This window comes from Sphingomonas sp. PAMC 26605, assembly GCF_000241485.1.
GTDB lineage: Bacteria > Pseudomonadota > Alphaproteobacteria > Sphingomonadales > Sphingomonadaceae > Sphingomonas.
Map to the genome: position 1 here is coordinate 1,984,813 of NZ_JH584241.1, position 24,443 is coordinate 2,009,255.

The 24,443-nt window shown below is 66.3% G+C and carries 22 protein-coding genes; 13 read left to right on the forward strand and 9 right to left on the reverse strand.

Annotation, left to right across the window (positions count from 1 at the left end; translation table 11 throughout):
• Positions 1 to 119: 119 nt before the first annotated feature.
• Positions 120 to 863, reverse strand: a complete 744-nt coding sequence (locus RH90_RS09265; RefSeq protein WP_010185291.1) for a class I SAM-dependent methyltransferase — start codon at positions 861 to 863, stop codon at positions 120 to 122.
• A 383-nt stretch (positions 864 to 1,246) separates the two neighbouring features.
• Here RH90_RS09265 and mutM point away from each other — a divergent pair, with 383 nt between their 5' ends.
• The 5 genes from mutM (at position 1,247) to RH90_RS09290 (ending at position 4,983) form a co-directional block, all read left to right on the forward strand.
• Positions 1,247 to 2,056, forward strand: coding sequence for a bifunctional DNA-formamidopyrimidine glycosylase/DNA-(apurinic or apyrimidinic site) lyase (gene mutM, locus RH90_RS09270; RefSeq protein ID WP_010185293.1), 810 nt, complete (start codon positions 1,247 to 1,249; stop codon positions 2,054 to 2,056).
• A gap of 91 nt (positions 2,057 to 2,147) precedes the next feature.
• On the forward strand, positions 2,148 to 2,411 hold the full coding sequence (rpsT, locus tag RH90_RS09275) for a 30S ribosomal protein S20 (RefSeq protein WP_010185294.1): 264 nt from the start codon (positions 2,148 to 2,150) through the stop codon (positions 2,409 to 2,411).
• Positions 2,412 to 2,910: 499 nt separating this feature from the next.
• Positions 2,911 to 4,314, forward strand: coding sequence for a chromosomal replication initiator protein DnaA (dnaA, locus tag RH90_RS09280; protein WP_029625187.1), 1,404 nt, complete (start codon positions 2,911 to 2,913; stop codon positions 4,312 to 4,314).
• Positions 4,315 to 4,364: 50 nt separating this feature from the next.
• Entirely contained in the window at positions 4,365 to 4,592 is a 228-nt protein-coding gene (locus RH90_RS09285; RefSeq protein ID WP_010185297.1) for an AbrB/MazE/SpoVT family DNA-binding domain-containing protein, read from the forward strand.
• Entirely contained in the window at positions 4,582 to 4,983 is a 402-nt protein-coding gene (locus tag RH90_RS09290) for a PIN domain-containing protein (protein WP_010185299.1), read from the forward strand. Before RH90_RS09285 ends, RH90_RS09290 begins: the two co-directional genes overlap by 11 nt.
• Here the strand turns inward: RH90_RS09290 and trpS are convergent.
• From trpS to secB, 3 genes are all read right to left on the reverse strand, one after another.
• The gene (gene trpS, locus RH90_RS09295; RefSeq protein WP_010185300.1) at positions 4,980 to 5,981 is read right to left on the reverse strand and encodes a tryptophan--tRNA ligase; all 1,002 of its coding nucleotides are present in this window, start codon (positions 5,979 to 5,981) and stop codon (positions 4,980 to 4,982) included. The genes RH90_RS09290 and trpS overlap by 4 nt on opposite strands.
• A 3-nt stretch (positions 5,982 to 5,984) precedes the next feature.
• A complete protein-coding gene (gene murJ / locus RH90_RS09300) occupies positions 5,985 to 7,577 on the reverse strand; it encodes a murein biosynthesis integral membrane protein MurJ (protein ID WP_010185301.1) in 1,593 nt (530 codons plus the stop codon).
• 193 nt (positions 7,578 to 7,770) lie between these two features.
• Positions 7,771 to 8,283 (reverse strand): protein-export chaperone SecB, encoded by a 513-nt coding sequence (gene secB / locus RH90_RS09305; RefSeq protein WP_010185302.1) that lies wholly within the window; start codon positions 8,281 to 8,283, stop codon positions 7,771 to 7,773.
• A 191-nt stretch (positions 8,284 to 8,474) separates the two neighbouring features.
• On the opposite strand from secB, the gene RH90_RS09310 reads away from it, so the two are divergent.
• The 4 genes from RH90_RS09310 to RH90_RS09325 all read left to right on the forward strand — a co-directional run bounded on the left by RH90_RS09310 (position 8,475) and on the right by RH90_RS09325 (position 12,839).
• A complete protein-coding gene (locus tag RH90_RS09310; RefSeq protein ID WP_010185304.1) occupies positions 8,475 to 9,119 on the forward strand; it encodes a Tim44/TimA family putative adaptor protein in 645 nt (214 codons plus the stop codon).
• A gap of 71 nt (positions 9,120 to 9,190) precedes the next feature.
• Positions 9,191 to 10,435: a murein transglycosylase A gene (gene mltA, locus RH90_RS09315; RefSeq protein ID WP_157134672.1), complete on the forward strand. Its 1,245-nt coding sequence runs from the start codon at positions 9,191 to 9,193 to the stop codon at positions 10,433 to 10,435.
• Positions 10,436 to 10,490: 55 nt separating this feature from the next.
• Positions 10,491 to 11,060 carry a Smr/MutS family protein gene (locus RH90_RS09320; RefSeq protein ID WP_010185306.1) on the forward strand — a complete coding sequence of 190 codons (570 nt, stop codon included), beginning with the start codon at positions 10,491 to 10,493 and terminating at the stop codon, positions 11,058 to 11,060.
• A 66-nt stretch (positions 11,061 to 11,126) separates the two neighbouring features.
• Positions 11,127 to 12,839 carry a putative bifunctional diguanylate cyclase/phosphodiesterase gene (locus RH90_RS09325; protein ID WP_010185307.1) on the forward strand — a complete coding sequence of 571 codons (1,713 nt, stop codon included), beginning with the start codon at positions 11,127 to 11,129 and terminating at the stop codon, positions 12,837 to 12,839.
• A 24-nt stretch (positions 12,840 to 12,863) separates the two neighbouring features.
• Here RH90_RS09325 and RH90_RS09330 read toward each other — a convergent pair whose 3' ends face one another.
• Complete coding sequence (locus RH90_RS09330) at positions 12,864 to 13,496, reverse strand: peptidylprolyl isomerase (protein WP_051124778.1); 633 nt, start codon at positions 13,494 to 13,496, stop codon at positions 12,864 to 12,866.
• Positions 13,497 to 13,763: 267 nt separating this feature from the next.
• On the opposite strand from RH90_RS09330, the gene RH90_RS09335 reads away from it, so the two are divergent.
• Both RH90_RS09335 and RH90_RS09340 read left to right on the forward strand, forming a co-directional pair.
• A complete protein-coding gene (locus RH90_RS09335; protein WP_010185311.1) occupies positions 13,764 to 14,129 on the forward strand; it encodes a hypothetical protein in 366 nt (121 codons plus the stop codon).
• 96 nt (positions 14,130 to 14,225) lie between these two features.
• Complete coding sequence (locus RH90_RS09340; RefSeq protein WP_010185312.1) at positions 14,226 to 14,501, forward strand: DUF3297 family protein; 276 nt, start codon at positions 14,226 to 14,228, stop codon at positions 14,499 to 14,501.
• A gap of 251 nt (positions 14,502 to 14,752) precedes the next feature.
• On the opposite strand, the gene RH90_RS09345 is transcribed toward RH90_RS09340, so the two are convergent.
• Both RH90_RS09345 and RH90_RS09350 read right to left on the reverse strand, forming a co-directional pair.
• Entirely contained in the window at positions 14,753 to 15,553 is an 801-nt protein-coding gene (locus RH90_RS09345; protein WP_010185313.1) for a LytR/AlgR family response regulator transcription factor, read from the reverse strand.
• The gene (locus RH90_RS09350) at positions 15,550 to 16,674 is read right to left on the reverse strand and encodes a sensor histidine kinase (protein WP_010185315.1); all 1,125 of its coding nucleotides are present in this window, start codon (positions 16,672 to 16,674) and stop codon (positions 15,550 to 15,552) included. The genes RH90_RS09345 and RH90_RS09350 overlap by 4 nt, the downstream gene beginning before the upstream one ends.
• Positions 16,675 to 16,878: 204 nt before the next feature.
• On the opposite strand from RH90_RS09350, the gene RH90_RS09355 reads away from it, so the two are divergent.
• On the forward strand, positions 16,879 to 17,478 hold the full coding sequence (locus RH90_RS09355; RefSeq protein WP_010185316.1) for an HD domain-containing protein: 600 nt from the start codon (positions 16,879 to 16,881) through the stop codon (positions 17,476 to 17,478).
• 80 nt (positions 17,479 to 17,558) lie between these two features.
• Here RH90_RS09355 and RH90_RS09360 read toward each other — a convergent pair whose 3' ends face one another.
• Positions 17,559 to 20,876: a TonB-dependent receptor gene (locus RH90_RS09360; RefSeq protein WP_010185318.1), complete on the reverse strand. Its 3,318-nt coding sequence runs from the start codon at positions 20,874 to 20,876 to the stop codon at positions 17,559 to 17,561.
• Positions 20,877 to 21,055: 179 nt separating this feature from the next.
• Positions 21,056 to 23,191 carry an NAD-dependent DNA ligase LigA gene (gene ligA, locus RH90_RS09365; protein WP_010185319.1) on the reverse strand — a complete coding sequence of 712 codons (2,136 nt, stop codon included), beginning with the start codon at positions 23,189 to 23,191 and terminating at the stop codon, positions 21,056 to 21,058.
• A gap of 191 nt (positions 23,192 to 23,382) precedes the next feature.
• Here ligA and RH90_RS09370 point away from each other — a divergent pair, with 191 nt between their 5' ends.
• Entirely contained in the window at positions 23,383 to 24,213 is an 831-nt protein-coding gene (locus RH90_RS09370) for a carotenoid biosynthesis protein (RefSeq protein WP_198283399.1), read from the forward strand.
• Positions 24,214 to 24,443: the final 230 nt, after the last annotated feature.

A 24,443-nucleotide genomic window follows, 5' to 3' on the forward strand; every position in this document is an offset into this window, starting at 1 on the left:
AAGCCCCTCCCCTTCAGGGGAGGGGTTGGGGGTGGGGGAAGCCTCGCAGAGCGTGGCGCCCGTTACGGCCCCACCCCAACCCCACCCCTGAAGGGGAGGGGCTTTTGATTGGAGCCCCATCAAATCTTCCACCCGTGGTGGATCGCGACCAACCCGCCGAGCATCGGCTCGACGCCGGTCTGGACGAACCCCGCATCGCGGATCATCCCCTCGAAGCTCGGCATGTCGGGAAAGCGACGGATCGACTCGATCAGATAGCGATAGCTGTCCTCGTCCTGTGCGAGCAGCTTGCCGAGTTTCGGCACGAGCTTGTGCGAATAGGCGTCGTAGACGTCGGCGAATCCCGGCCACAATGTCGTTGAGAATTCGAGACAGTAGAAGCGCCCGCCACGCCGCAGCACGCGGTGCGCCTCGCGCAACGCCTTGGGGATGTCGGTCACGTTCCGGATGCCGAAGGCGATCGTATAGGCATCGAAGAAGCGGTCGGGAAAGACCAGCGTCTCGGCATTGGCCTCGGTCCACACCAGCCCGTCGATGCCGCGCTTGGCGGCACGATCGACGCCGACTTCGAGCATCTGCGGGTTGATGTCGGCGACCGTCACGCTCGCGCCCGATTCGGCGAGGCGGAAGGCGATGTCGCCGGTGCCGCCGGCCATGTCGAGGATCTGCTCGCCCTCGCGCGGCTTCACGCGCCGCACGAAGCGGTCCTTCCACAGCCGGTGCATCCCGCCCGACATCGCGTCGTTCATGATGTCGTAGCTGCGCGCGACGCTCGAGAAGACGCCGCCGACGCGGGCGGTCTTTTCGGTGGCGGGGATGTCTTCGTAGCCGAAGGAGACGGTGCCAGGATTTGGGTCGATCATGGGCCACGCTCTAGCCGAGCAAAGCGGCGGCGCAAACCGCTGCGTTGCGGCCGGGACAAATCGTCCCGCGTGGTCAAACTCTTTCTTCTCTCCGCGCCTTTGCGCCTCTGCGCGCAAAAAAGAATGTTTGGGTTCGCGCAGAGGCGCGGAGGCGCGGAGGCGCGGAGGCGGGAGAGCGCCCGGCCCCGCGGGCTTCCCCTTCTTCCTTCGTGGCTTCGTGTCTTTGTGTGAGAAAAGAAGGCGACCTCACACAAAGGCACGAAGCCACGAAGAGAAGGGGTGCGCGTTGACCCCTTTCGTCATTCCCGCGAAAGCGGGAATCCCGCTGCCTGCGGCGCCAGAAGAAGCGGGATCCCCGCTTTTGCGGGGATGACGGAGAGAGAATGCCCGAGCTTCCTGAAGTCGAAACCACCGTGCGCGGGCTTCGCCCGGTACTCGACGGCCAGCGCATCACGCTCGTCCAGCCGCGGCGCGGCGATCTGCGACGGCCGTTCCCCGAGGATCTCGGGCAGCGGCTGACCGGCGCGACCGTGACCGGGCTCAAGCGCCGCGCGAAATACGGGCTGATCCACACCGACCGCGGCGACACGATGATCTTTCATCTCGGCATGTCGGGACGCTGGCGGGTCGATCCGTCCGAACTGCTGCCGCACGATCATCTGATCCTCGAAACCGCGACGCAGCGACTCGCGCTCAACGATCCGCGGCGCTTCGGCTCGGTCGATCTCGTGGCAACCGAATCGCTCGCCGACTTTCCCGCCTTCAAGGCGCTCGGCCCCGAACCGCTCGGCCCCGAGCTGACGCCGGCCTATCTCCACGACAAGCTCGCCGGGCGAATCGCCTCGATCAAGCTGATGCTGCTCGACCAGCGACTCGTTGCGGGGCTCGGCAACATCTATGTCTGCGAAGCGCTGTTCGCCGCCCGCATCTCGCCTAAACGTGCGGCCGGAACCGTATCGCGCGCCAAGCTCGCGCGACTCGTCGCAGCGATTCGCGAGGTGCTGCTCGCTGCGATCGACGCGGGGGGCTCGAGCTTGCGCGATTATGCCCGCCCCGATGGCGAACTCGGCTATTTCTCAAAGCAGTTCGCGGTCTATGGCCGCGAAGGCGAGCCGTGCAGCTGCGGCGGCACCGTCGAGCGCTATGCCGAAGGCGGCCGCTCGACTTTCTGGTGCCCGAAATGCCAGAAATGATTGACCGCCTGCCTGCTTCTGGCTAAGGCGCACGGCTTCCGGGGCCGGGAGGTTACTCCCGCCCTTTCTTATTTACAGATCAGAGGGCTTCATGGCGAACACGCCACAGGCGAAAAAGCGCATCCGTCGTAACGCCGCGCGGACCATCGTGAACGGCAACCGTACCGGCCGCATCCGCACCTTCGTCAAGAAGGTCGAGAGCGCATTGGAAGCGGGCGACAAGGCTGCTGCAACCGCCGCTATGGCTGCGGTCCAGCCCGAGCTGATGCGCGGCGTCGCCAAGGGCGTGCTGCACAAGAACACCGCGAGCCGTAAATTCTCGCGCCTGACCAAGCGCTTGTCCGCGCTGGCCTAACCCGACTCGGGTACGCAACGCTGATCGCCCGCTGGACATGCGTCCGGCGGGCTTTTTGTCGTCCGTGCCGTCCGCCAAGTTCCTGATCAGTGTCATTGTGCCGCGATAACCCTGTACCCAAGAACGTTGCGCGAACATCTTTGGAGGGCAAAACCGCAAAGGCGCGGTTTACCGCGATTCGCAGAACCTTCATCAAAGTGTCATCGACAAAAAAGCCCGATTACATAGACTTGTGAGATTTTCGACGCGAAACCTTCGCTCAATCCGAGTCAACCGGGTATATTTAGAAAATGTGACAGGTCGGGGCCTTGCTCGACTCGCTGCGATCTTCATAAATGGCCATCCGCCGCGGGCGATGTTTCTGGCCCGCGACTCACTTTGAATAGCAAACGTCAGACGGATTGTGATTCCGCCTGGGGGGAAGTTTGTCTGTCGTAATTTGAGCGACGCGGGGATTCCCCGCGGTTCGCAATGCAAAGGTTTTGGCGTGGTCTTGACGGTGAACAGGGGGGTAGGCGCGCACGATACCGACTTTGCCCGCGGGCAGGACGAGACCGTCGCGCGCGCCTGGAACACGGTGCGCACGCATCTGCGCGAATCCGCCGGGGCGCGGTTGTTCGACCAGTGGCTCAAGCCGATCGCACTCGTCGCGGGGACCGATCCCGACACGGTGCGGCTGGCATTGCCCTCGGCGTTCATGACCAATTGGGTGCGCAACCATTACGGCGACCGGTTGCTGCAGGAATTCCGCGCGCTGCTGCCGGGCGTGCGCAGCGTGACGATCGAGACCGGGATCGCGGCGGCGACGCCGGTGCTTAAGCTCGCGCCGGCCCCCGAGCCCGTCGCAGCCCCCGCGACCGAGCCGGTGGTGATCGCCGAGCGTCCGACGCTCGACCCGCGTTTCACCTTCGACCGCTTCGTCGTCGACGCCTCGAACCGCGTCGCGTTCAACGCCGCCAAGGCTTTGGCCGAACCCGGCGTGCCGCGCTTCAGCCCGTTGTTTCTCCACAGCGGCACGGGGCAGGGCAAGAGCCATCTGATGCACGCGATCGCCGCCGCCTATCTCGTGGCGGTGCCAGAGGCGAAGGTGCTGATGATGTCGGCCGAGCGCTTCATGTTCGATTTCGTCCAGGCGCTGCGCAACCGCGACACGCACAGCTTCAAGCTGCGGCTGCGCTCGGCCGATCTGCTGCTGGTCGACGACCTCCAGTTCATCGCCGGCAAGGATTCGACGCAGGAAGAGTTCTTCCACACGATCAACGAAGTGATGGGCGCGGGCAAACGCCTCGTCATCTCGGCCGACCGCTGCCCGCAGGGGTTGGACGGGGTCGAGGCGCGGATCATGTCGCGGCTGTCGTGCGGCCTCGTCGCCGACATCAAGACCCCCGATCTCGCGCTGCGCCGCGCGGTGCTCGAGCGCAAGCTGCTCGACATGCCGGGCGCCAAGGTGCCCGGCGAAGTGCTCGATCTGCTCGCCGCGCGGATCACCGCGAGCATCCGCGACCTCGAGGGCGCGCTCAACCGCGTCGTCGCCTATGCGCAGCTCACCGGGGTCGAGGTCGATCTCGAATTCGCCGTGGCGACCTTGGGCGACGTGTTGCGTGGGGCCGAGCGCCGCGTGACGATCGACGAGATCCAGAAGGCGGTCTCGGCGCATTTCGAACTGAAGCCGGTCGATCTGGTCTCGGCGCGCCGCGCGGTGGTGGTGGCGCGGCCGCGCCAGATCGCGATGTACCTCGCCAAGCGCCTGACGACGCGCTCGCTCCCCGAGATCGGCCGCAAGTTCGGCGGACGCGACCATTCGACCGTGATCCATGCGGTCCGCCGGATCGAGGAACTGCGCGACACCGATCGCGAGATCGACACCGCGGTGCGCGTGCTGCTGCGCGAGCTCGAGGGATAGCGAGCGGGCCGGAATTCCGGTATGGCTAAGGCCATAGTCGGAGACAGGCGATGCAGTTGGCGAAGTGGGGCGACGACTTCGCGGTCCGTTTGCCCAAGGAAATGGTCGAGGCGCTTGCGGTCGAGCTGGGCGAGGAGTTGGACGTCCGGGTGCAGAACGGGTCGCTTCGTATCCGGCGCAAGCGGACGCGCGAGGACGTTTTAGAAAGCTTGAAACGGTTTCAGGGCTGGATGCCCGAGGACTTCACGTTCGATCGCGAAGAGGCGAATGCCCGGTAGCGCGTTCGACAGCAACGTCCTGCTGTACCTGCTCGCGGTCAATGATGAAAAGGCCGCGCGGGCGCGCGATCTCGTGGCGGACGGCGGGACGATCAGCGTCCAGGTCCTCAACGAAATCGCCAACGTTGGGCGTCGCAAATTCAAGATGCCGTGGCCGGAGCTCGACGCGCTTCTCGACGCGCTTAAAGACGAGCTGATGCTTGTCCCGGTCGATCTCGAAACGCACGAGACGGCGTGCCGCCTCGCTCGGCGATACAAGCTCGCTTTCTACGATGCAGCGATCGTCGCCGCCGCGCTGCTGGCGGAGTGCGACACGCTCTGGTCCGAGGACATGCACGACGGCCTCGTCATCCAAAGCCGTCTGACGATCCGCAACCCGTTCGCCGCCTAGACCTGCAGCCCCACTGCCGCTTGCGCCTTGGCGAGCGTAGGGGCCGCCAGCACAGCTGCCCGGGCCGCACCGTCGGCGAGCACCGCGCTCACCGCCGTCCGGTCCGCCAGCAACCCCGTCAACCGCTCGCGGATCGGCGACAGCGTCGCGACCGCGAGATCGGCAAGCGCAGGCTTGAACGCGCCAAAGCCTTGCCCTGCGAACTGCGCCAGCACCGCATCGGGCGTGCTGCCTTCGAGTGCTGCGTATATCGTCACGAGGTTCTTCGCCTCGGGGCGCTCGGCGAGCCCGGCGACCTCGCCCGGCAGGCCGTCGGCATCCGACTTGGCCTTGCGGAACTTGCTGACGATCAGCTCGTCCGAATCGACGAGGTTGATCCGCGACGCATCGCTCGGGTCCGATTTCGACATTTTCGCGCTCGCATCGCGCAGGCTCATGATGCGCGGCGCGGCCTTCGAGATCAGCGGTTCGGGGAGGGCGAAGGTGTCGCCATAGTCGGTGTTGAACTTGATCGCGATGTCGCGGACCAGTTCGAGATGCTGCTTCTGGTCGTCGCCAACGGGCACATGCGTCGCCTGGTAGAGCAGGATGTCGGCGGCCTGGAGCACGGGGTAGGTGAACAGCGCGACGCTCTGCGTCTCGCCCTTCTTGCCGGCTTTGTCCTTCCACTGCGTCATCCGGCTGAGCCAGCCCATCCGCGCCGTCCCGCCGAGGATCCAGTGCAGCGCGGAATGCGCCGGCACGCGCGCCTGGTTGAACAGGATCGAACGCTGCGGGTCGATTCCGCAGGCGAGCAGCGTCGCCGCCATCTCGGTCGTGTGCGCGTTCAACTCCGCGGGCACGACCGGCTGCGACAGCGCGTGCAGGTCGGCCAGGAAGAACAGGCATTCGTCGCCCGCGGCCATCGTATCTTGCATGGCGACCCATTGCTTGATCGCGCCCAGATAGTTGCCGAGATGGAGATTGCCGGTGGGCTGGATGCCGGAAAGGACGCGCATGGGTTATTCCTGAACGGGATTGGAGGTCGCGCCGCGCTTGCGCAGCAGCGCCTTGATGTCGGCGATGCGATACGCGCCGGTAAGGAAGCACGCCACGCCATAGACCGCGCTCCCCGCGCCGACCAGCACGCCGAGCGCGGCATAGCGCACGATCAGTGCACGCCCGAGATACGGGTCGAGCAGCCGCTCGAACGCATAGATCGTCGCGCCCATCAGCAGCGCCGCCAGCAGCAGCCGCGGCACCTTGCGGCGAAGCCCCGCATCGGCGACGAAATGCCCGCGCGCGGCGAGCGTGCGGTAGAGCATCGCAACGTTGACCGTGGAGGCGAGCGCCGTCGCGAGCGGCGGGCCGACATGGCCGATCAGCGGGATCAGGATGAGGTTGCCGACGATGTTGACCCCGATCGAGAGCATCGCATAGCGCACCGGCGTCCTTGTATCGCCGCGCGCATAATAGCCCGGGGTCAGCACCTTGACGAGCACGTACGACGGCAGCCCGATCGAAAAGGCGCTCAGCGCCCAGCCGCAGCGCGTCGCGTCGAGCGCGGTGAAATGGCCATATTGGAACAGCCCGCGGACGATCGGCTCGGCGGCGATCAGGAAGGCGATCGTCGCGGGCAGCGTGAGGAACAATGCGAGCTCGATCCCGCGATTCTGCGTCTCCATCGCCGCCGCGTCCTGCCCCGAGGACAGCAGCCGTGAGATCGTCGGCAGCAGAATCGTGCCGAGCCCGATGCCGATCAGCCCCAAAGGGAGCTGATTCAATCGGTCGGCATAATAGATATAGGTGATCGAGCCCGAGGCGAGCAGGCTGCCGGCGAGCGAAGTCGAGATCAGCAGATTGATCTGCGATGCCCCCGCACCCGCCGCGGCAGGGACGATCAGCCGCAGCATCTCGCGCACGTCCGCGTCGAGCCGCGGCATCCGCAGCCGCATGTCGACCCCGGCGCGGTGGCACGCGAGGATCAGCCAGGCGAGCTGCAGGACGCCGCCAACCGTGACCGAGATCGCCTGGACGCGCGCGGTCTCATATTCGTCGGCGCCGTGGAAGAACCACAGCCCGGCGATCATCGCGAGGTTGAGCAGGATCGGCGCGGCGGCATTGACCCAGAATTTGTCGAGCGAATTGAGGATCCCGCCGAGCAACGACGCGAGCGAGATCAGTGCCAGATAGGGCAGGGTGATCCGCGACAGCATCACCGCGAAGGCGAATTGCTCGTGCGTCGGATGCTGGCGCGCGAAGCCGCCCGACAGCAGCCAGGTGATCGGCCAGGCGGCGAACAGCATCGCGACCGTGAACAGGATCAGCACCGGCAGCAACACGGCGAGTGCGCGCTCGGCAAAGGCGTAGCCTGCGGGCAGGCCCTCGGGGCCGGCGGCCTTTTTGTTGAACAGCGGGATGAAGGCGGCCGAGAAGGCGCCCTCCGCGAACAGCGCGCGGAACATGTTGGGCAGCCGGAAGGCGACGCCGTTGAACGCGTCCGACGCGAACCCCGCGCCGACATAGCGCGCCGCCAGCGAATCGCGCAGCAGCGCCAGCACCCGGCTGACGAGCGTCAGCCCGCCGACCGAGCCCAAGGATTTGACGAGGTTCATAGAGCTGCCCTCGATCGATCTTCCGCCCTCCCCTTCAGGGGAGGGGGTGGGGGTGGGGGGAGCCTCGCAGAGACCGACGGAGATACTTCCCCACCCCAACCCAGTGGCGGGTCGGTCATGCCCCCGGCATGACCTGAACAGCGCGGGGCGCTGTTCACCCGCCACTCCTGAAGGGGAGGGGCTTTTATAGGCTTTACGCCGTACCGAACGCGCCCGACGCTTCGCCGGCTTCCTGCTGCTGCAGGAACACCGCGCCGAAATCGATCGGCTCGAGCAGCAGCGGCGGGAAGCCGCCGTCGCGGACCGCATCCGCCAGCACGCGTCGCGCGAACGGGAAGATCAGCCGCGGTGCCTCGGCGAGCAGGAACGGCTGGAGATGCTCGAGCGGGAAGTTGCGAAGCCCGAACAGCCCGGCATAGGAAAGATCGACGAGGAAGGCGACGGTGCCCTCGGCCTCGGCCTTCACTTCGATCCGCAGCACGATCTCATAGACGTCTTCGCCGACCTGCGCCGAGGCGATGTTGAACTGGACGTCGATCGCCGGCGCGGTCGGGTTCTGATAGATCGCCGGCGCATTCGGATTCTCGAACGAGAAGTCCTTGACATATTGCGAGATCAGACCTGCCGCCGGGGTCGTATCGGCCCCGTTTGCCAACGGCTCGCCGCCGCTTTGGGTGGAGATGAAGCCGTCATCCTGCTCGCTCATGGAACTCGTCCTTGCTTTGGCCGTATAGTCGCCACGGCTATGTGGCGTCGAAGGCGCGCGCCTAGCAGGGGGTGGCAGCGAGTTCAACTCACCGCCCGCCTCGCTCGACCGCGCCCGCGTACAATCACGTCGTTTGAAACATCGGCCGTTTATGCCTATGTAGCCCGTCTAGTGAAAGCCCCGGAGGCCGCGTGTTCCTGATTGTTATCCTCGCGATGGTCGCCGGTTTTCTGGCCCTGCGGCTCTATATGGTGCTCGGCAAGCGCACCGGGCACGAGCAGCCCTTGCCCAAGCCCGCCGAAGACCGCGCGCCGCTGACCGTCGTGCCGCGCCCGACCGAGCTGGTCGGCGAAGCCCGCGAGCCCGTCAGCCGCTTGGTCGAACCCAAGGCCGAGGCCGGGATTCGCGCGATCATCGCGGGCGATTCGACGTTCGACGTCGCGCGCTTCCTCGAAGGATCGAAGGCGGCGTACCGTATGATCCTCGAGGCGTTCTGGAAGGGTGAGGAGGAAGAGCTCGCCTGGCTGGCCGAAGACGAAGTCCGCGCCGCTTTCGCTGCCGCGATCGAGGCGCGCAACACCGCAGGGCACGTCCTCGAAAACCGCCTGGTCTCGATCGAGCGCGCGGTGATCTCCGACGCGACGCTCGAGGGCAAGGTCGCGCGCATCACGGTGCGCTTCGATGCCGATATCGCCGCCGTCACGCGCGATGCCGAGAATATCGTCATCGCCGGCTCGATGAGCGACGCGGTCGAGACGCACGACGTGTGGACCTTCGCGCGGACGCTCAAGAGCAGCGATCCGAACTGGAAGCTCGCCGACACCGACGAGGCGTGATGCGCGTGTCGGGGGGCGCGGCGGTTGCGCAAGCGGTGCGGGCGACGTTCGCGACACCGCGTAATGGATCGATGGCCGTGCGGCGGTCGCGCGCAACGTCTATCGGCGTGACGGCTTTGTCTTTGCTGCTCGCGGCGTGCGGCGGCGGCCAGATCGAGCGACCGCGGCCGATCAGCAGCGCGCAGCCGCCGGCGCGGCGGTCCGTCGCAGCGACGCCGCTTGCGCCGACCCAGGCCGTCACCGCGCCCGGACCGACCGCGCGCAGCGCCGGCGTCGTCGCCGGGCCGCCGCTCTACACGCTGCCGATCGACGATGCGCAGGCCGAGCGCGCGCTCGCCGCTTTCCGTGCGACCTGTCCCTCGCTCCAGCGGCGCAGCGATGCGAGCGGGCTCACCCAGCCCGGCGACTGGCAGCCCGCTTGCGCTGCCGCGCCGAGCGTCCGCCCGGGCGCGGCTCGCGCCTTTTTCGCGCAATATTTCGAGGCGGTGCAGGTCGGCGACGGCAAGGCCTTCGCCACCGGCTATTACGAGCCCGAAATCCGCGGGTCGCGCGACCGGCGGCGTGGCTATGACGTGCCGATCTATGGTCGTCCGGGCGATCTGGTCGATGTCGATCTCGGCCTGTTCAGCGCGACGCTCAAGGGCAAGAAGATCCGCGGGCGCGTCGAGGGCAAGAGCTTCGTCCCGTATGACGACCGCACCGCGATCGAGCAGGGCTCGCTCGGTGGCCGTGCGCCGATCATCGCCTGGGCGGCCGATCCGATCGACCTGTTCTTCCTGCAGGTACAGGGGTCGGGGCGGCTGCGGCTGCCCGACGGCGGGGTGATGCGGATCGGCTATGAAAGCCAGAACGGGCGCGATTATACCGGCATCGGCGCGCTGATGAAGCAGCGCGGGTTGCTCGCGCCGGGGCAGAGCTCGATGCAGGGCATCACCGGCTGGCTGCACGATCATCCCGAAGAGGGCCGTGCGATCATGCGCGAGAATAAGAGCTATGTGTTCTTCCACGAAATGGCCGGCCCGCCGCTCGGCGCGCTCGGGATCGCGGTGGTCGGCGGGGTGAGCGCGGCGGCCGATCCGCATTTCGTGCCGCTCGGCGCGCCGGTGCTGTTGTCGATGGACCGCGCCGATGCGAGCCGGCTGTGGATCGCGCAGGATACCGGCGGCGCGATCAAGGGCGCGAACCGGATCGACACCTTCTGGGGCGCCGGTGCCGATGCAGCGGCGATCGCGGGCGGGATGGCGGCGCGCGGCACCGCCTTCCTGCTGCTGCCGGTCGGCACGCTGCAGCGCCTGGGTGCTGCGGCCGCGGGCTGATCCGATGGGATCGCGCCCGCTCCGTCCCGAAGAAGCGGCCCTCTGGGCGCGGGTGATGGCGGGGGTACGCCCGCTCCGCGCGGTCGCGCCCGTGGCGAAGGCCGTTCCAGTTGCGCCGCCAGCGGAACGACGCCCCGCGGCACCGGTGCGCAGTCCCGAAAAGCCGATGCCGTCGTTCGAAGCCCTGCTCGGCAAGGGGACGCTTGGCTCGGTGCTCCCCGCGGGCCGCAAGCGGGTCGCGATCGCGGCGCCGCCGAAGCCGCCGGGCAACACGCTCGACGGGAGCTGGGATCGCCAATTGTCGCGCGGCCTGGTTTCGCCCGACCGGACGATTGATCTTCACGGGCATACGCTGCATTCGGCCTACGACCTGCTCGACGCCGCACTCGATTCGGCGATTCGCGCGGGCGACCGCGTGATCCTGCTCGTCACCGGCAAGCCGCCGCGCCCGGCGAGCGAACGCCCGCATGCGCGCGGCGCGATCCGCGCCGCAACGGGCGACTGGCTCGCCGGATCACGCCATTCCGCGGCGATCGCGGCGGTCCGCGGGGCGCATCCGCGGCATGGCGGTGCGGGCGCTTTGTATATTGTGCTCAAGCGCTTGCGAGTAGCGCAAAACTCTTAACCTTTTGCTGGCACGGTTCGGCCAAGCCTGAGCACTCGCGCGGGCCAGGAGCCGCGCACTGTCCCCATGAACGAGGTCACGCTCAAGAGTCGCGCGGTCGTGTTTGCGATCTGCGCCGGGGCGGTGGCCTTCTTCCTGGCGCTGCTCGCGACGTCGGCGGCGGGCCTCCATCTCGATAACATCGCCTGCGCGCTGATCCCCGCAGTGGTCTGTGCGGCGATGTGCTGGGCTTCGGCCGAGCGCAGCATTGCGGGTACCGCAGGCGCGATCGACGCCGCGATCGAACGGCTGGCTCAGGCCGCGCAGGGCGATCTTGCCAGCGCGATCCCGGGCCAGATCAGCGAGAGCGTCCCGCAGCTGGCGCGCGCGATGCACGGCCTGTTCGCGCAGATGAGCGCCAACCTCGACAGCGTCCACCGCCTTGCCATGTTCGATCCCGTCACCGGCCTTGCCAATCGCAGCAATTTTCGCGCGAGCTGCGACCGCATACTCGAGACGAGCGCCGCCTCCGGGCGGGAGACTGTCGGCGGCGCGCTGTTCTTCATCGATCTCGATCGGTTCAAGGTGGTCAACGACACGATGGGGCACGCCTGTGGCGATGCGCTGCTGGGCATGGTCGCCGACCGGCTGCGCGTCGTCGCCGAGGGCATCGCGCCTTCGCCCGGTGCGCCACCCCCGCTGATCGGGCGCCTTGCCGGGGACGAATTCACGATGTTCGTGCCCGCGATCCGCGATCCGGACGAAGCGGGGCAGGTCGGGCGCGACGTGCTGCGCGCGCTCGCCAGACCGTTCGAGCTGGGGGGCACCGAGGTCGGGATCGGCGCGTCGATCGGGATGGCGTTGCGCCCCCAGCACGGCGAGACGCTGACCGAATTGATGCGCGCCGCCGATGCGGCGATGTACCATGCCAAGGGCAGCGGTCGCGGTCGGGCCGAGCCGTTCAGCGTCGAACTCGCCGCGCGAATCGCCGAGCGCGCGACGCTCGAAGGCGATTTGCGCGAGGCGATCGACCGCGACGAATTCGCACTGGTCTTCCAGCCGCAGATCAGTGTCGAGCAGGGCCGGATCGTCGCCGCCGAAGCGCTGCTGCGCTGGCGGCATCCGCGCGAGGGCCTGCGCATGCCATTGACCTTTCTCGATTGCGCCGAGGAGACCGGCATGATCGTCGATATCGGCGATTGGGTGGTCGATTCGGTCGCCGAGACGATCGCGCGCTGGGGGCGGATCGGGATCGAGCAACGCCTCGCGGTCAATGTTTCCCCGCGGCAGATCGACCATGCCGATTTCTTCCACGGCTTGCGCGCCGCCTTGCGCAAGGCCCGCGCGCCGGCGCGGCTGCTCGAGCTCGAGATCAGCGAGACGCTCGCAATGCAGTGCAGCGAAGAGGTGATCGCCGCGATCGCCCAACTCCGCGCCGACGGCGCGACGATCGCGATCGACGATTTCGGCACGGGCTATTCGAACATCGCGCGGCTGCGCGCGCTGCCGATCGACCGGATCAAACTCGATTGCAGCCTGATCGCGCTCGTCGCCGACGACAGCGCGGCACGCACGATCACGCACGCGCTGGTCGGGATGATCCATGCGCTCGGCTGCGAGGCCGTCGCCGAAGGCGTCGAGACGCAGGCCCAGGTCGAGATCCTCCGGGTCATCGGCTGCGACGTGATGCAGGGCTATGCGATCGCCGCGCCGATGGAGGAATCGGCATTCGTCGCGTGGAGCCGCGGCAGCGCGCTGCGGGCCGGTGGGGACGGAGCGGCGCGCGCGCGGCGCGGCTGAGGAGTCGGGGGCGGGGCGTCGCGCTCAGCGCTTAACGCCGCGCAGCATCTGCCAGACCTTCATCCCGCCGGTCGGCTTGGCGACGCCGTCGAGCCGCTCGGCACGCACGATCGTCACCGGTTTCGCCATCATCTGGCCCTTGAACGCGCCGTCGCCACCGGGCAGCGTCGGCCGCGCGAGCATCGCCCTGACCACGTCCATCCCGGCGATGACGCGCCCGAACGCGGCATAGCCGACGAACCCCGGCCGCGCATCGAGCGACGGATTGGCGCCGACCATGATCGAGAAATTGCCCGACCCCGAATCGCTGCGCTCGTAACGCGCCATCGACAGCGTGCCGTCGAGATGCTTGAGCCCGGTCTTGCTGGTCGGCTCGAGCGGGACGACGCCGAGCATGCGATGCGAATCGGTGCCGATCCCGCCTTGCACGAAGCCGGTATTGGGCGCGGTCTTGCGCCGTGTCGCGCGGTAGAAGCTGGTGCCCTCGAACCGCCCGTCATCGACATACGCCAGGAAATTGGCGACCGTCCCGGGCGCATGGCGCGCATCGAGCGCGACGATGATCGGCCCCGCGGCGGTGACGAAGCGCACGCGCACGATCGGCGGCTCGTGCGTCGCCGCGGGCGGGGCCGCCGCGGCACCCCCGGTACTGGCCATGACGATCGCCACGAGACCCAATCCAAACCGCATCACTTCGCACCTTCTTGCTGCGCGCACGCCGACCATGGCCGCGGATCGGCGATACAGCGCGTCGCCGGCGGCGCAACCGCACAGCGCGCTATGGTGCAAACCGCTTGGTGAACGCCCCATAAATGGCGCATTCCGGGCACGTTCAGGGCGACTCGGATAGAGCTTGCAACAAGCTAGCCCGCTGGTGCGTTATTTGGCGATGCACGGGGAATGCTTGGAATGAGGAGATACGAGATGAACAGCCTGATGAAGAAGATCGGTCTCGGCCTCGCCCTTGGCGCGACCGCACTGACCGCAGCAGCACCGGCCGAAGCGCAGCGCTGGGGCGGGTATCGTGGCCATGGCGGCTATTATCGCGGCGGTGGCGCGGGCACGGCGGTGGTCGCCGGGATCGCCGGTCTGGCGGTCGGCGCGGCGCTCGCGTCGAACAGCAACCGTGGCTATTATCGTGACCGCGGCTATTACGACGGCGGCTATTATCGCGATCGTGGCTACTACCATGGTTATTATGCCGAGCCGTATTACGAGCGGCGCTGCTTCATCGAGCGTCGCTGGGACGGCTATTACGATCGTCCGGTCAACGTCCGCGTCTGCCGCTGATCCGGCGGGAACCGAACGGAATGCGGCGCGGGACTTCGGTTCCGCGCCGTTTTCGTGTCTGGCGTGGGGGCGCATTTTGCGTCATGAGCCCGGGCCATGACCGATACAGACCAGACCCCAGACCGCCTGTCCTCCAACCCGCGCAGCCCGCATTACGACGAGGCGGCGCTCGCGCGCGGGATCGGCATCCGCTTCAAGGGCCAGCAGCGCCACGACGTCGAGGAATATAGCCGTTCGGAGGGCTGGATCCGCGTCGCGCTCGGCAAGAAGGTCGATCGGCATGGGCAGCCGCTGACGCTCAAGCTGTCGGGCGAGGTCGAGGCGTGGTTCGAGCGGCCGGCTGATGGCGGCGCGGACGAAGCCTCAGAGTAAACCTGCCCACCGTCATCCCCGCAAAAGCGGGGATCCCGCTTCTTTTCCTGCCCAAGAAGAAGAAGCGGGACCCTCGCGTTCGCGAGGGTGACGGGGGTTTGATCAGTGCACGAACCGCGCGACCACGTCGCGGCACCAGCACAGGCTTACCCGCCTTTCCGTCATCCCCGCGAAAGCGGGGATCCCGCTTTTCAACCTCCCGGAGGAGAAGAAGCGGGACCCTCGCTTTCGCGAGGGTGACGGGGGTTCGACTAGTGCACGAACCGCGCGACCACGTCGCGATAGCTCCGCGACACCTTCACCTGCGCGTTCGACTGCAGCACCAGGAAGCACTCGCCATTGGTGTGCGGCTTCACTTCCTTGACGAGGTCGAGATTGACGATCGTCGAGCGATGCACGCGCTGGAACCGCCGCGGGTCGAGCCGCTTCTCCAGATCCTTCATCGTCTCGCGCAGGATCAGCGTGTTGTCGCCGGTATAGATGCACATGTAATCGCCCGCGGCATCGATCCGCTCGATCGTGTCGACATCGACGCGGAAGATCTGCCCGCGATCCTTGATGTTGATCAGCTTCTCGAAGCGATTGGCCGAAACCTGCTCGCCGCCCTCGGCGAGGTTCTCGACCGAATCGGGCGCGATCTCGGCGATCACTTCCTTCAGGCGATCGACCTCCTCGACCCCGCGCTTCTCGGTCAGCCGCTGGCGCACGCGGTCGAGCGTGTCGGCGAGGCGCGATTCCTCGACGGGCTTCATCAGATAATCGACCGCGTCGGTCTCGAATGCCTTCAGCGCATGGTCCGAATAGGCGGTCACGAACACGAACAGCGGCGGCTCGACCTCCATCAGGCCCTGGACGACCGAGAAGCCGTCGAACCCCGGCATCTGGATGTCGAGAAAGACCAGGTCGGGCTTGTGCGTCTTGATCGCGCGGATCGCCTCGCGGCCGTTCATGCAGGTGTCGACGATTTCGACGTCTTCATGGGCGGCAAGGCGCAGGGCGAGCCCTTGCGTAGCTAGTTTTTCGTCGTCGACGAGGATGGTGCGGATCGTCATGCAAACTCTTTCTTCGGTTCCTCGAGCTGGAACGGGATTTCAATCTCGACCCCGAAACCGCCCCCCGGGATCGATCGCGTCTCGAATCTATGGTCCGGCCCGTAAGCCTGGGCCAGTCTCTCCCTGATATTGGCAAGGCCAACCCCGGTTGAAAGAGCCTGGCTCGGAGAAACGCTCTGCCGCGCCTTGGTTTCGTTCAAGCCGGGGCCGGTGTCGGATACGACGATCTGCACCCGATCCCCGGTGAGCCGCGCGGTGACGGCGATTTCGGCGCCATCTTCCTGGGGGGTCACCGCGTACTTGATCGCGTTTTCGACGAGCGGCTGGAGCAGCAGCGACGGCAGCCGCGCCTTGGCGACGCGCGCATCGACGTCGAAGCTCGGGCGCAGCCGCTCCTCGAAGCGCATCTTTTCGATCTCGAGATACAGTTTCAGCGTCTCGAACTCCTGCTGCACCGTGACGTGCGCGGTCGGTTCGTTGGCGAGCGTGTAGCGCAGGAACGACGACAGCCGCCCGAGCATTGCGTTGGCGCGCTCGGTCTCTTTCAGCAGCACCAGCGTCGAGATCGAATTGAGCGTGTTGAACAGGAAATGCGGGTTGAGCTGGTAGCGCAGCATCGCGAGCTGCGCCGATGACGCGGTGTTCTCGAGCGTGGCGAGCTGGTCGATCTGATCCTCGACGATCAAATAGAAGTTGATGCCGAAATAGAGCGCCGTCCAGCCGGCGAGCACAGTGAAATTGAGGAAGATCGTGCCGAGCACCAGGCTGATATTGAGCCCCGGGCTCTGCAGCTTGATGAAGGAGAACGAGAAGGCGTCTAGCACCGCATACAGCAGCGTCGCGACCGCGAGCGTGACGATCGTCAGGATCGCCATCGCGAAGCGCGGCTGGCGGCGGTAGTAATTGTACACCGTCGCGAGCAGCAAGGTGATGCTGTAGCCGACGATCGATTCGATCACGACCGGCACCACCACCGACACGTCGGCGGCGTTCGACACGCTCGAGACGCCGCGCAGGATGAGGTAGCCGGTCCAGCCGGCGGCCTGCAATGTCCAGAAAGCGCGGCCCTTGTCTTCGAAGAAGGGCCGCGAGAAGATCGCTGGTCGGGTGAAGAGCGGCATGGGCGGGGGTCTTAGCCCGGCTGGGCGCAATGCGCAAAGTCGGGTATCAAGCGGCAACCACGCAACGACGCGGACCTCCCCTCCCTGGAAGGGAGGGACTGAGGGTGGGTCGGCCCGTAGGAGAGCGTAACACCCGCCCGAGGCCGACCCACCCCCGACCCCTCCCTTTCAGGGAGGGGAGGAAGAAGTAGGAGAGAGAGCATCATGAACGACCAGCCCGACCGCGCGCAGTTTACCGCGATGGAGCACGGCACCCAGGCCGACTGGAGCCTGATCGCCGGCCATTTCGGCCAGTTCGCCAAGACGCTCCCGCACCGCGTCCTCACCCACCTTCAACTGCTAGACGGCGATTACGGCGGCTTCCCGGTCGACCGGCTCGAACATTCGCTTCAGACCGCGACGCGCGCGCATCGCGACGGCCGCGACGAGGCCTATGTCGTGATGGCGCTGCTCCACGACATCGGCGACACGCTCGGCACCTACAATCACCCCGAGATCGGTGCTGCCATGCTGCGCCCGTTCGTCTCGGAGGAGATCCACTGGATCGCCAACACCCACGGCGTGTTCCAGGGCTATTACTTCTTCCACTATATCGGCGGCGACCGCGACCTGCGCGAGCAATATCGCGGCCACCCGCATTTCGAGGCGTGCGCCGAGTTCTGCGAGAAATACGATCAGGCGGCGTTCGACCCGACCTACGACAGCGCGCCTTTGTCGTTCTTCGAGCCGATGGTCGGCCGCGTCTTCGCGCGGCCGATCCAGTCGCTCTACGCCAAGGCGGCGGAAGGAGCCGCCGCAAGCTGAGGCACCCGCCTCGCGCCAAAGAAAAAGGCCGCCGCTCCAATCGGAGCGACGGCCTTTCTTATTCGGGTCCGTCTTAGGGCTTAGAACTTGAAGCGTGCACCGACGCGGATCAGGTAGAGCGACTGCGCGGTGTTGACGCTCTCGGTCGGCGACTTGAAGCTGCTGTACTGATATTTCGCACAGGCGTTGGCGGGGTTGGTTGCCGAACCGACCGGACCGGTCAGTGCAGCGCCCGCAGCGTTCAAGCAGGTAACCTGCACCACTGCCGAGGTGTAGGGGAAGCCGGTGTAATAAGAACCGCCCCAGTTCTTGTTGAGCAGGTTCGGCAGGTTCTCGATATCGGCAAAGATCGAGATGCGCGAGTGGAACACGAAGGTCGGGATTTCTTGCTCGAGATGCAAGTCGATCCGCGTGTTGGCGCGCGCGCGCGCGATGTTCTTGGGCGCAATCCGGCCACGGAAGTTCTTGAGCTGCGTGTTGTTGATCAGATTGTTGAGCGCTGCCGCGGTGGTGGTGTCGCCCGGTGCGTAGGTGACCAGCGGGTCGGAGGTGCTGGTCGGCACATAGAGCAGATAGTGATCGGTATTGCCGGTCGTGCCGAACACCGCCGAACGGCCCGATGCCGTGTCCTGCATCGAGAAGCTGTAAGGCTGGCCCGCGCGGGTTTCGCCGAACAGCTGCACGATGGTGCGATAGTCGCCGTAGAAGGCGTGATCGAAGCCGACGTTATACTTGAACTGCCACTTGGTCTGGTTGCTGCTGATCCCGTATGCGGCGTTGTTGGGGTCGATCGCAGCCTGCGCACTGTAAAGCGAGGTCGCCACCGACGACGTCGCGTTGCTGACGTCCTTCACGTCCTGCCAGGTGTAGCTGCCGCCGACCGACAGACCCCAGCCGAAGTCCTTGTTGGCGCGCAGCGTGAAGATGTGGCTGCGGCCCTTGCCGGTGTTGCCGATCTGAATGTCGGTGTTGGTGTCGCTCGTCTGACCCGTGACGCCGGGGGTTGGCACGAAGGTGTAGCGCGGACGACCGTCCGGCAGCGTGCCGACGACCCGCGAGCGCAGGTCGGTGAAGGTGACCGCGTCATTGACCTTCGAGAAGACGTAGTCGGCACCCAGATCGACACCGAACAGACGATAATCGACCGACAGCGTGGCGCGCGTCTGCGAGGGAAGCCGGAAGTTGTTGGCGACCGAGGCGGTCGGTGCGGTCGCAAGCGTCGTCGGCTGCTGCAGGAAGGTGTTGATCTGCCCGGGGATCGTCGTGCCGCTCACGCCGTTGAGCGCGACCTGGCACAGCGCGGCGTTGGCACCGGTATAAGGTGCGGTGCAGGCGGTCGTCCCGCCGACGCCACCGGCGGCGCGGTTCACAGTCGAGATGCGGTTCTGGATGAAGCCGCTGTTGCTGTACGAGTTGGAGAAATAGATGTCGGGCGTGCCGCCGCTGAAGATCCCGACGCCGCCGCGGACGCTGAGCTTCGAGGTCGGCTTGTAGCTGAAGCTCAGGCGCGGCTGGAAGGCTTCCAGACCATCGAAATTGTTGGTGTTGCTGAACCCGTAGCGATTGTAGAAATTCGGGTTGTTGATGACCGGGCTGCGCGAGCCATAGAGGTCATAGCGTGCGCCATAGGTGATGCGCAGTTCGGGGCTGATCGTCCAGTCGTCCTGCAGCGCGAAGCTGTAGACGCCATATTTGAAGTTCGACGTCGTGTCGTTCGGGTTGAGCGTCAGCGCATTCTGATAGTCGAACGAGCTGGCATTCTTTGCCTGGAAATCGGCGAGCGAATCGAAATAATAGCTGCCGGCGCTGTACTGCAGGAACGCGTTGGTGGTGCGGTTCTCGGCATATTCGAACAGGCCCTTGAAGTCGTGCTGACCGGCCTTGAGGCGCAGCAGGAACGAGCCGTCATAGGTGTCGGTGAACAGCGCGTTGGTCTGGCGGCTGATGTCCGGACCGAGCGCGACCACCGGGTTGCCGTTGCCGCACGACGTCGCATTGTCGCCATTTCCGGCAACGGGGGCGAGCACGCTGGTCGGTGCGGTGCAGACGCGGAACTGCGCGAAGCCGCGACCCAGCTCGGGGTCCTGACCACGGGTGTACGACTTGTAGACGAACCGCGTCTCGGTCGAGAGCTTGTCGCTCCAGTCCGAGTTCAACTGGGCGATGCCGGCGCGCAGCAATTCGGTGAGCTTATAGGCGTTCGACGCAAGGCCGAGGGCGGGCGAGGTCGTGCTGCTGCTGCTGTTCTGCAGATTGTCGTTCGAGTCGAAGGCGTTGATGTAGCTCAGCGAGAAACGCTGGCCCTCGGTCACGTTCCAGTCGATCCGCCCGACGATCTTCTCGTCGAGATTGTTGGTGATCGCGAGCACGCCGCCGGGGTCATAGCCATAGACGTTCTTGGCGATGTTCTGGACCGAGGCGACCTGGGCGTCGGTCAGGTTGGGAACCTGGTTTACCGCACCGGGCGACAGCGGACGCGGATCGGTGTTCTTCTCGTACGACACCATGAAGAACAGTTTGTCGCGGATGATCGGACCCGAGGCGGTGACGCCATAGGTCTCGCTCTTATACTTGGGCAGATTGACCGGCAGCGACTTGATCTGGTTGCCTTGCAGGCCATCGGTGCTCTGCGAATAGAAGCCGTTGAGATGATAGTCGTTCGTGCCCGACAGCAAGGTGACGTCGACGACGCCGCCCTGGAAGTTGGTCTGGCGCACGTCGTACGGTGCGATCGAGACCGAGACCTGGCCGATCGCGTCGAACGGGATCGGGCCGCGGCGCGTCGGGCTCGCGTCTGGGTTGAGGCCGAAATTGTCGCCGACCTGCGCACCGTTGATGGTGAAGCGGTTGAAGCGCGGATTGACGCCGGCGAACGACACGGCGCTGCCGCCGCCGCTGCTGCGGTCGAAGGTGGCGAACGGGCTGCGGCGCTCGATGTCGCGAATGTCGCGGTTGACCGAAGCGACCTTGGCAACGTCGCGCTGGTTCAGCACGGTCTGCGGACCGTCGGAGTTGATGCCGGCGCGCTTGATCGAGCTGGCCGTGACGACGATGTCCGCGCCATCGGCAGCGGTGCTCAGGTTGATCGGCAGATCATACGGCGCACCGATGACGGTGAAGACACCCGTGACCTGCGTGTTGCCCGAAGCGCTCGTCACGTCGATCGTGTAAGGGCCGCCGGCGCGCAGGCCCGACGCGGTGAACAGACCCGACGAATCGGTCGAGGATTTCGAAATGGTGCCCGACGACGTATCCGTAATCGTGATGCTGGCATTATTGACCGGTGCACCGTTCGCAGTGACCGAACCACGAATGATCGCAGTGGTTTCCTGCGCGCTCGCGGCAGCCGGAATGGCAAGCGCAGCGATCGCTACGCCCAAAAAGAGATTATGTCGCATGGTTGAGCCCCTGTTACCTGACGGCGAATTAGCACGACTGTCGCGTCGCTTGGCCGACCCCTTGGGCGAGAATTATTTCTCTTCTATTACAAATCGCGATCTAGCGGGTGGGTTAAGCATTCAGTCAGGATGCGTTGCAAAATGGCATCACCCGGAAAGTTCCCACCGAACCGAAAAAATCAGCGCGCCGCCGCGACGATCTCCGCCCAGCCCGCTTCGTCGATCACGCTAACCCCAAGATCGGCCGCCTTTTTGAGCTTCGAGCCCGCGCCCGGCCCAGCGACGACGAGGTCGGTCTTGGCCGAAACCGAGCCCGCGACGCGCGCGCCGAGCAGCTCGGCCTGCGCCTTCGCCTCGTCGCGACTCATCGTCTCGAGGCTGCCGGTGAACACCACGGTCTTGCCGCTGACGGGCGACTCGCGGGTTTCGTGGACGACGTCGAGCGGGGTCACTTCGCGCAGCAGCGACTCGACGACGTCGCGATTGTGCGGCTCGGCGAAGAATTCGAGCAGTGCGTCGGCGACTTCGGGCCCGATCCCCGCGGTCTCGATCGCATCGGCGAGCGCGCGGCCGCGCCGGACGACGAACTTGGCGTCGGTCTCGCCGAGCGCGGGCAGCGTCGCCGCGCGCACTGCGAGGACGCGCTCGATCATCTCGGAAAACGCCGCATAACTGACATAGCGTCGCGCCAAGTCACGCGCGGTGATTTCGCCGACATGGCGGATGCCGAGCGCGAACAGGAAGCGGTCGAGCCCGATCTCGCGGCGCAGCTCGATCGCCGCGAGCAATTTGTCGACGACGAGCTCGGACATGCGCTCGCGCGTCACCAGCGCGGCGCGGTGTTCGTGCAAGCGGAAGATGTCGGCGGGCGAGGCGATCAGCCCGTCGCGGAAGAATTCCTCTATCCGCACCAGCCCGAGCCCGCTGATGTCATAGGCATGGCGCGAGACGAAATGGATCAGCCGCTCGACGCGCTGCGCCGGGCAGATCAGCCCGCCGGTGCAGCGCACGACCACTTCGCCCTCGCCGCGCTCGGCGAGCGAGCCGCATTCGGGGCATTCGCTCGGGAAGGCGAAGGCGGGACGCTCCTCGGCGCGCGTCAGCACCTCGACGATCTGCGGGATGACGTCGCCCGCACGCTGCAGCACGACGCGGTCGCCGACGCGCGCGCCGAGTCGCTCGATCTCGTCGGCATTGTGGAGCGTCGCATTGGTGACGACGACGCCGCCGACGGTGACCGGCGCGAGCCGCGCGACCGGGGTCAGCGCGCCGGTGCGGCCGACCTGGATGTCGATCGCGGTGAGCGTGGTCTCGGCGCGCTCGGCGGGGAATTTGTGCGCGATCGCCCAGCGCGGGGTGCGCCCGACGGTGCCGAGCCGCGCCTGCCAGTCGAGCCGGTCGAGCTTGTAGACGACGCCGTCGATGTCGAACGGGAGGTCGGCGCGGGCCTGTTCGATGCCGCGATAGACCGCGAGGGCGGCGTCGGTGGTTGCGGCGTGCGCGAAGCCGCTCGCGATCGGAAAGCCCCAGCCGCGGATCGCCTCGACATTGGCGCTCTGCGTGTCGCCGGGGAGCGCGCTGGTCTCGCCCCAGCCCCAGGCGAAGAAGCGCAACGGCCGCGTCGCGGTGACCGCGGCGTCCTTCTGGCGCAGCGACCCGGCGGCGGCGTTGCGCGGGTTGGCGAACTGGCGCGCCTCCTTGCCCGCCGCCTCGGCCTCGGTGAGCAGCCGGGCGTTGAGGCCGGCGAAATCGGCCTTCGCCATATAGACCTCGCCGCGCACCTCGAAAATGTCGGGCGCGTCGGCGGGGAGCGACTGCGGGATGTCGGGGATGTGCGCGACATTGGCGGTGACGTCCTCGCCGACCTGCCCGTCGCCGCGGGTCAGCGCCTGGACGAGCCGACGCTGTTCATAGCGGAGCGAGCAGGACAGGCCGTCGATCTTGGGCTCGGCGGTCAGCTCGACCGGCGCATCGTCGGCCAGCGCGAGGAAGCGCCGCACGCGCGCGACGAATTCGGCGACGTCCTCGTCGGTAAAGGCATTGTCGAGGCTGGTCATCGCGCGGGCATGCGCGACCTTGGCGAGATGCGCGGCGGGCGCGGCGCCGACCTGGAGCGCGGGCGAATCGGCGCGGACGAGCTGCGGGAAGGCCGCCTCGAGCGCAGTGTTGCGCGCGCGCAGGGCGTCGAAGGCGGCGTCGTCGATCTCGGGCGCGTCCTCGGTGTGATAGCGCGCGTTGTGATAGGCGATCTGCTCCGCCAGCCGCGCGAGTTCGGCGGCGGCTTCGGTTTCGGTGGCGGGGAGGGGAGCGCTCATCGCTCGGCGTTACCGGAGAGCGGGGGGCGGCATCAAGCTGTAGCGTTGCGGGTGGTGCTCGTCGCATTGCGTGCAGTTCGGCCAACCGAACGGACCTAGCGCCGCAGGCTATCGATCGGCATAACGGTTGAATGTCAGAGACATGGCCGATTCCTTCTTCACGTCGCTCGGCCACATTGCGGTGGGGCTTGGTGTGGGTTTCGCTCCTCCTGCTGCCTGCCATTTTCTATCAGGGTGCGCGCACAGGTCCGCTCGCGCAGGGCGTGGCGGGGCTGTCGATTGCTTTCCTCGCCGTTCATGCCGTCATCGTCCTGGGGGCACCTAGAGCTGCGATGTTCGCCGGCATCTCCTTGGCGGTCACATTCGCGATCGAAAACATCGGTACCGCCACCGGCGTCCCGTACGGGCATTATGCTTTCCTGGTCGGCAGCACCCTGATCCATATCGGTGCGATCCCGATCATCGTCGGCCCGCTCTATTGCGCTTTCGGGTATCAGGCCTGGATCATCGCCTGCCTGCTCGTCGGTGCCGACATCAACGGACCGCGCGATCGCCTCTCGCTGATCGCGGTGCCGGTCGTAGCCGCCTTTACGATCACGCAATGGGATGTCGTGATGGACCCGCCGAGCGCCACGATCGGTCATGCCTGGATCTGGTTCGACGGTGGCGGCTATTTCGGCGTACCGCTGAGCAATTTCCTGGGCTGGTTTCTCACCACCTGGATTTTCTTGCAGCTCTTCGCACTTGCCACGTATCGGCTGCGCGATCGGCATCCGCGCGGGCCGAGCGCGTCCTATTTCCTGGTGTTCCCGATCCTGACGTACATGGCATCGGGGTTGAGCCATCTGATGCCGTTACTCGATCCCGATATGCGGGTGTTAGACGGTGCCGGACGGGCCTGGTCGAGCGCCGACATCCGGACGAGCGCCGCGGTCATCGCGCTGTTCACGATGCTGCCGACGTCCTTGCTCGCGCTGATACGGCTTGCTCAGCAGCGTGCTGCCGTTGGCGATGACGGGTGAAGACGCCCTAGTCGTCATCCTCGTTGATCTCGGCCGCAAGCTTGGCCTCTTCGTTGGTCGACTTGCGCTCGGCGGTCTTCTCGGCGCGGGTCGCCATTTCGTCCCAAGCCTTGGCGGCGCGCAGGAAGCGCGTGCGGACATTGTCGAGCGTGGCGGTGGAAGCGTCGGACTCGGCCTGGCGGGCACGGTCGCGATAGAAGATGGCGGTGGTGTTCGTTGGATCTCTCCTG

Coding starts and splice junctions, on each gene's coding strand:
- ligA (WP_010185319.1), bottom strand. CDS start 23,191: ATGAGCGCTCCCCTCCCCGCCACCGAAACCGAAGCCGCCGCCGAACTC.
- RH90_RS09360 (WP_010185318.1), bottom strand. CDS start 20,876: ATGCGACATAATCTCTTTTTGGGCGTAGCGATCGCTGCGCTTGCCATT.
- murJ (WP_010185301.1), bottom strand. CDS start 7,577: ATGAACCTCGTCAAATCCTTGGGCTCGGTCGGCGGGCTGACGCTCGTC.
- RH90_RS09325 (WP_010185307.1), top strand. CDS start 11,127: ATGAACGAGGTCACGCTCAAGAGTCGCGCGGTCGTGTTTGCGATCTGC.
- mltA (WP_157134672.1), top strand. CDS start 9,191: ATGGCCGTGCGGCGGTCGCGCGCAACGTCTATCGGCGTGACGGCTTTG.
- RH90_RS09350 (WP_010185315.1), bottom strand. CDS start 16,674: ATGCCGCTCTTCACCCGACCAGCGATCTTCTCGCGGCCCTTCTTCGAA.
- RH90_RS09330 (WP_051124778.1), bottom strand. CDS start 13,496: ATGGCCAGTACCGGGGGTGCCGCGGCGGCCCCGCCCGCGGCGACGCAC.
- trpS (WP_010185300.1), bottom strand. CDS start 5,981: ATGCGCGTCCTTTCCGGCATCCAGCCCACCGGCAATCTCCATCTCGGC.
- RH90_RS09290 (WP_010185299.1), top strand. CDS start 4,582: ATGCCCGGTAGCGCGTTCGACAGCAACGTCCTGCTGTACCTGCTCGCG.
- RH90_RS09355 (WP_010185316.1), top strand. CDS start 16,879: ATGAACGACCAGCCCGACCGCGCGCAGTTTACCGCGATGGAGCACGGC.
- RH90_RS09320 (WP_010185306.1), top strand. CDS start 10,491: ATGGCGGGGGTACGCCCGCTCCGCGCGGTCGCGCCCGTGGCGAAGGCC.
- mutM (WP_010185293.1), top strand. CDS start 1,247: ATGCCCGAGCTTCCTGAAGTCGAAACCACCGTGCGCGGGCTTCGCCCG.
- rpsT (WP_010185294.1), top strand. CDS start 2,148: ATGGCGAACACGCCACAGGCGAAAAAGCGCATCCGTCGTAACGCCGCG.
- RH90_RS09285 (WP_010185297.1), top strand. CDS start 4,365: ATGCAGTTGGCGAAGTGGGGCGACGACTTCGCGGTCCGTTTGCCCAAG.
- secB (WP_010185302.1), bottom strand. CDS start 8,283: ATGAGCGAGCAGGATGACGGCTTCATCTCCACCCAAAGCGGCGGCGAG.
- RH90_RS09335 (WP_010185311.1), top strand. CDS start 13,764: ATGAACAGCCTGATGAAGAAGATCGGTCTCGGCCTCGCCCTTGGCGCG.
- RH90_RS09265 (WP_010185291.1), bottom strand. CDS start 863: ATGATCGACCCAAATCCTGGCACCGTCTCCTTCGGCTACGAAGACATC.
- RH90_RS09340 (WP_010185312.1), top strand. CDS start 14,226: ATGACCGATACAGACCAGACCCCAGACCGCCTGTCCTCCAACCCGCGC.
- RH90_RS09345 (WP_010185313.1), bottom strand. CDS start 15,553: ATGACGATCCGCACCATCCTCGTCGACGACGAAAAACTAGCTACGCAA.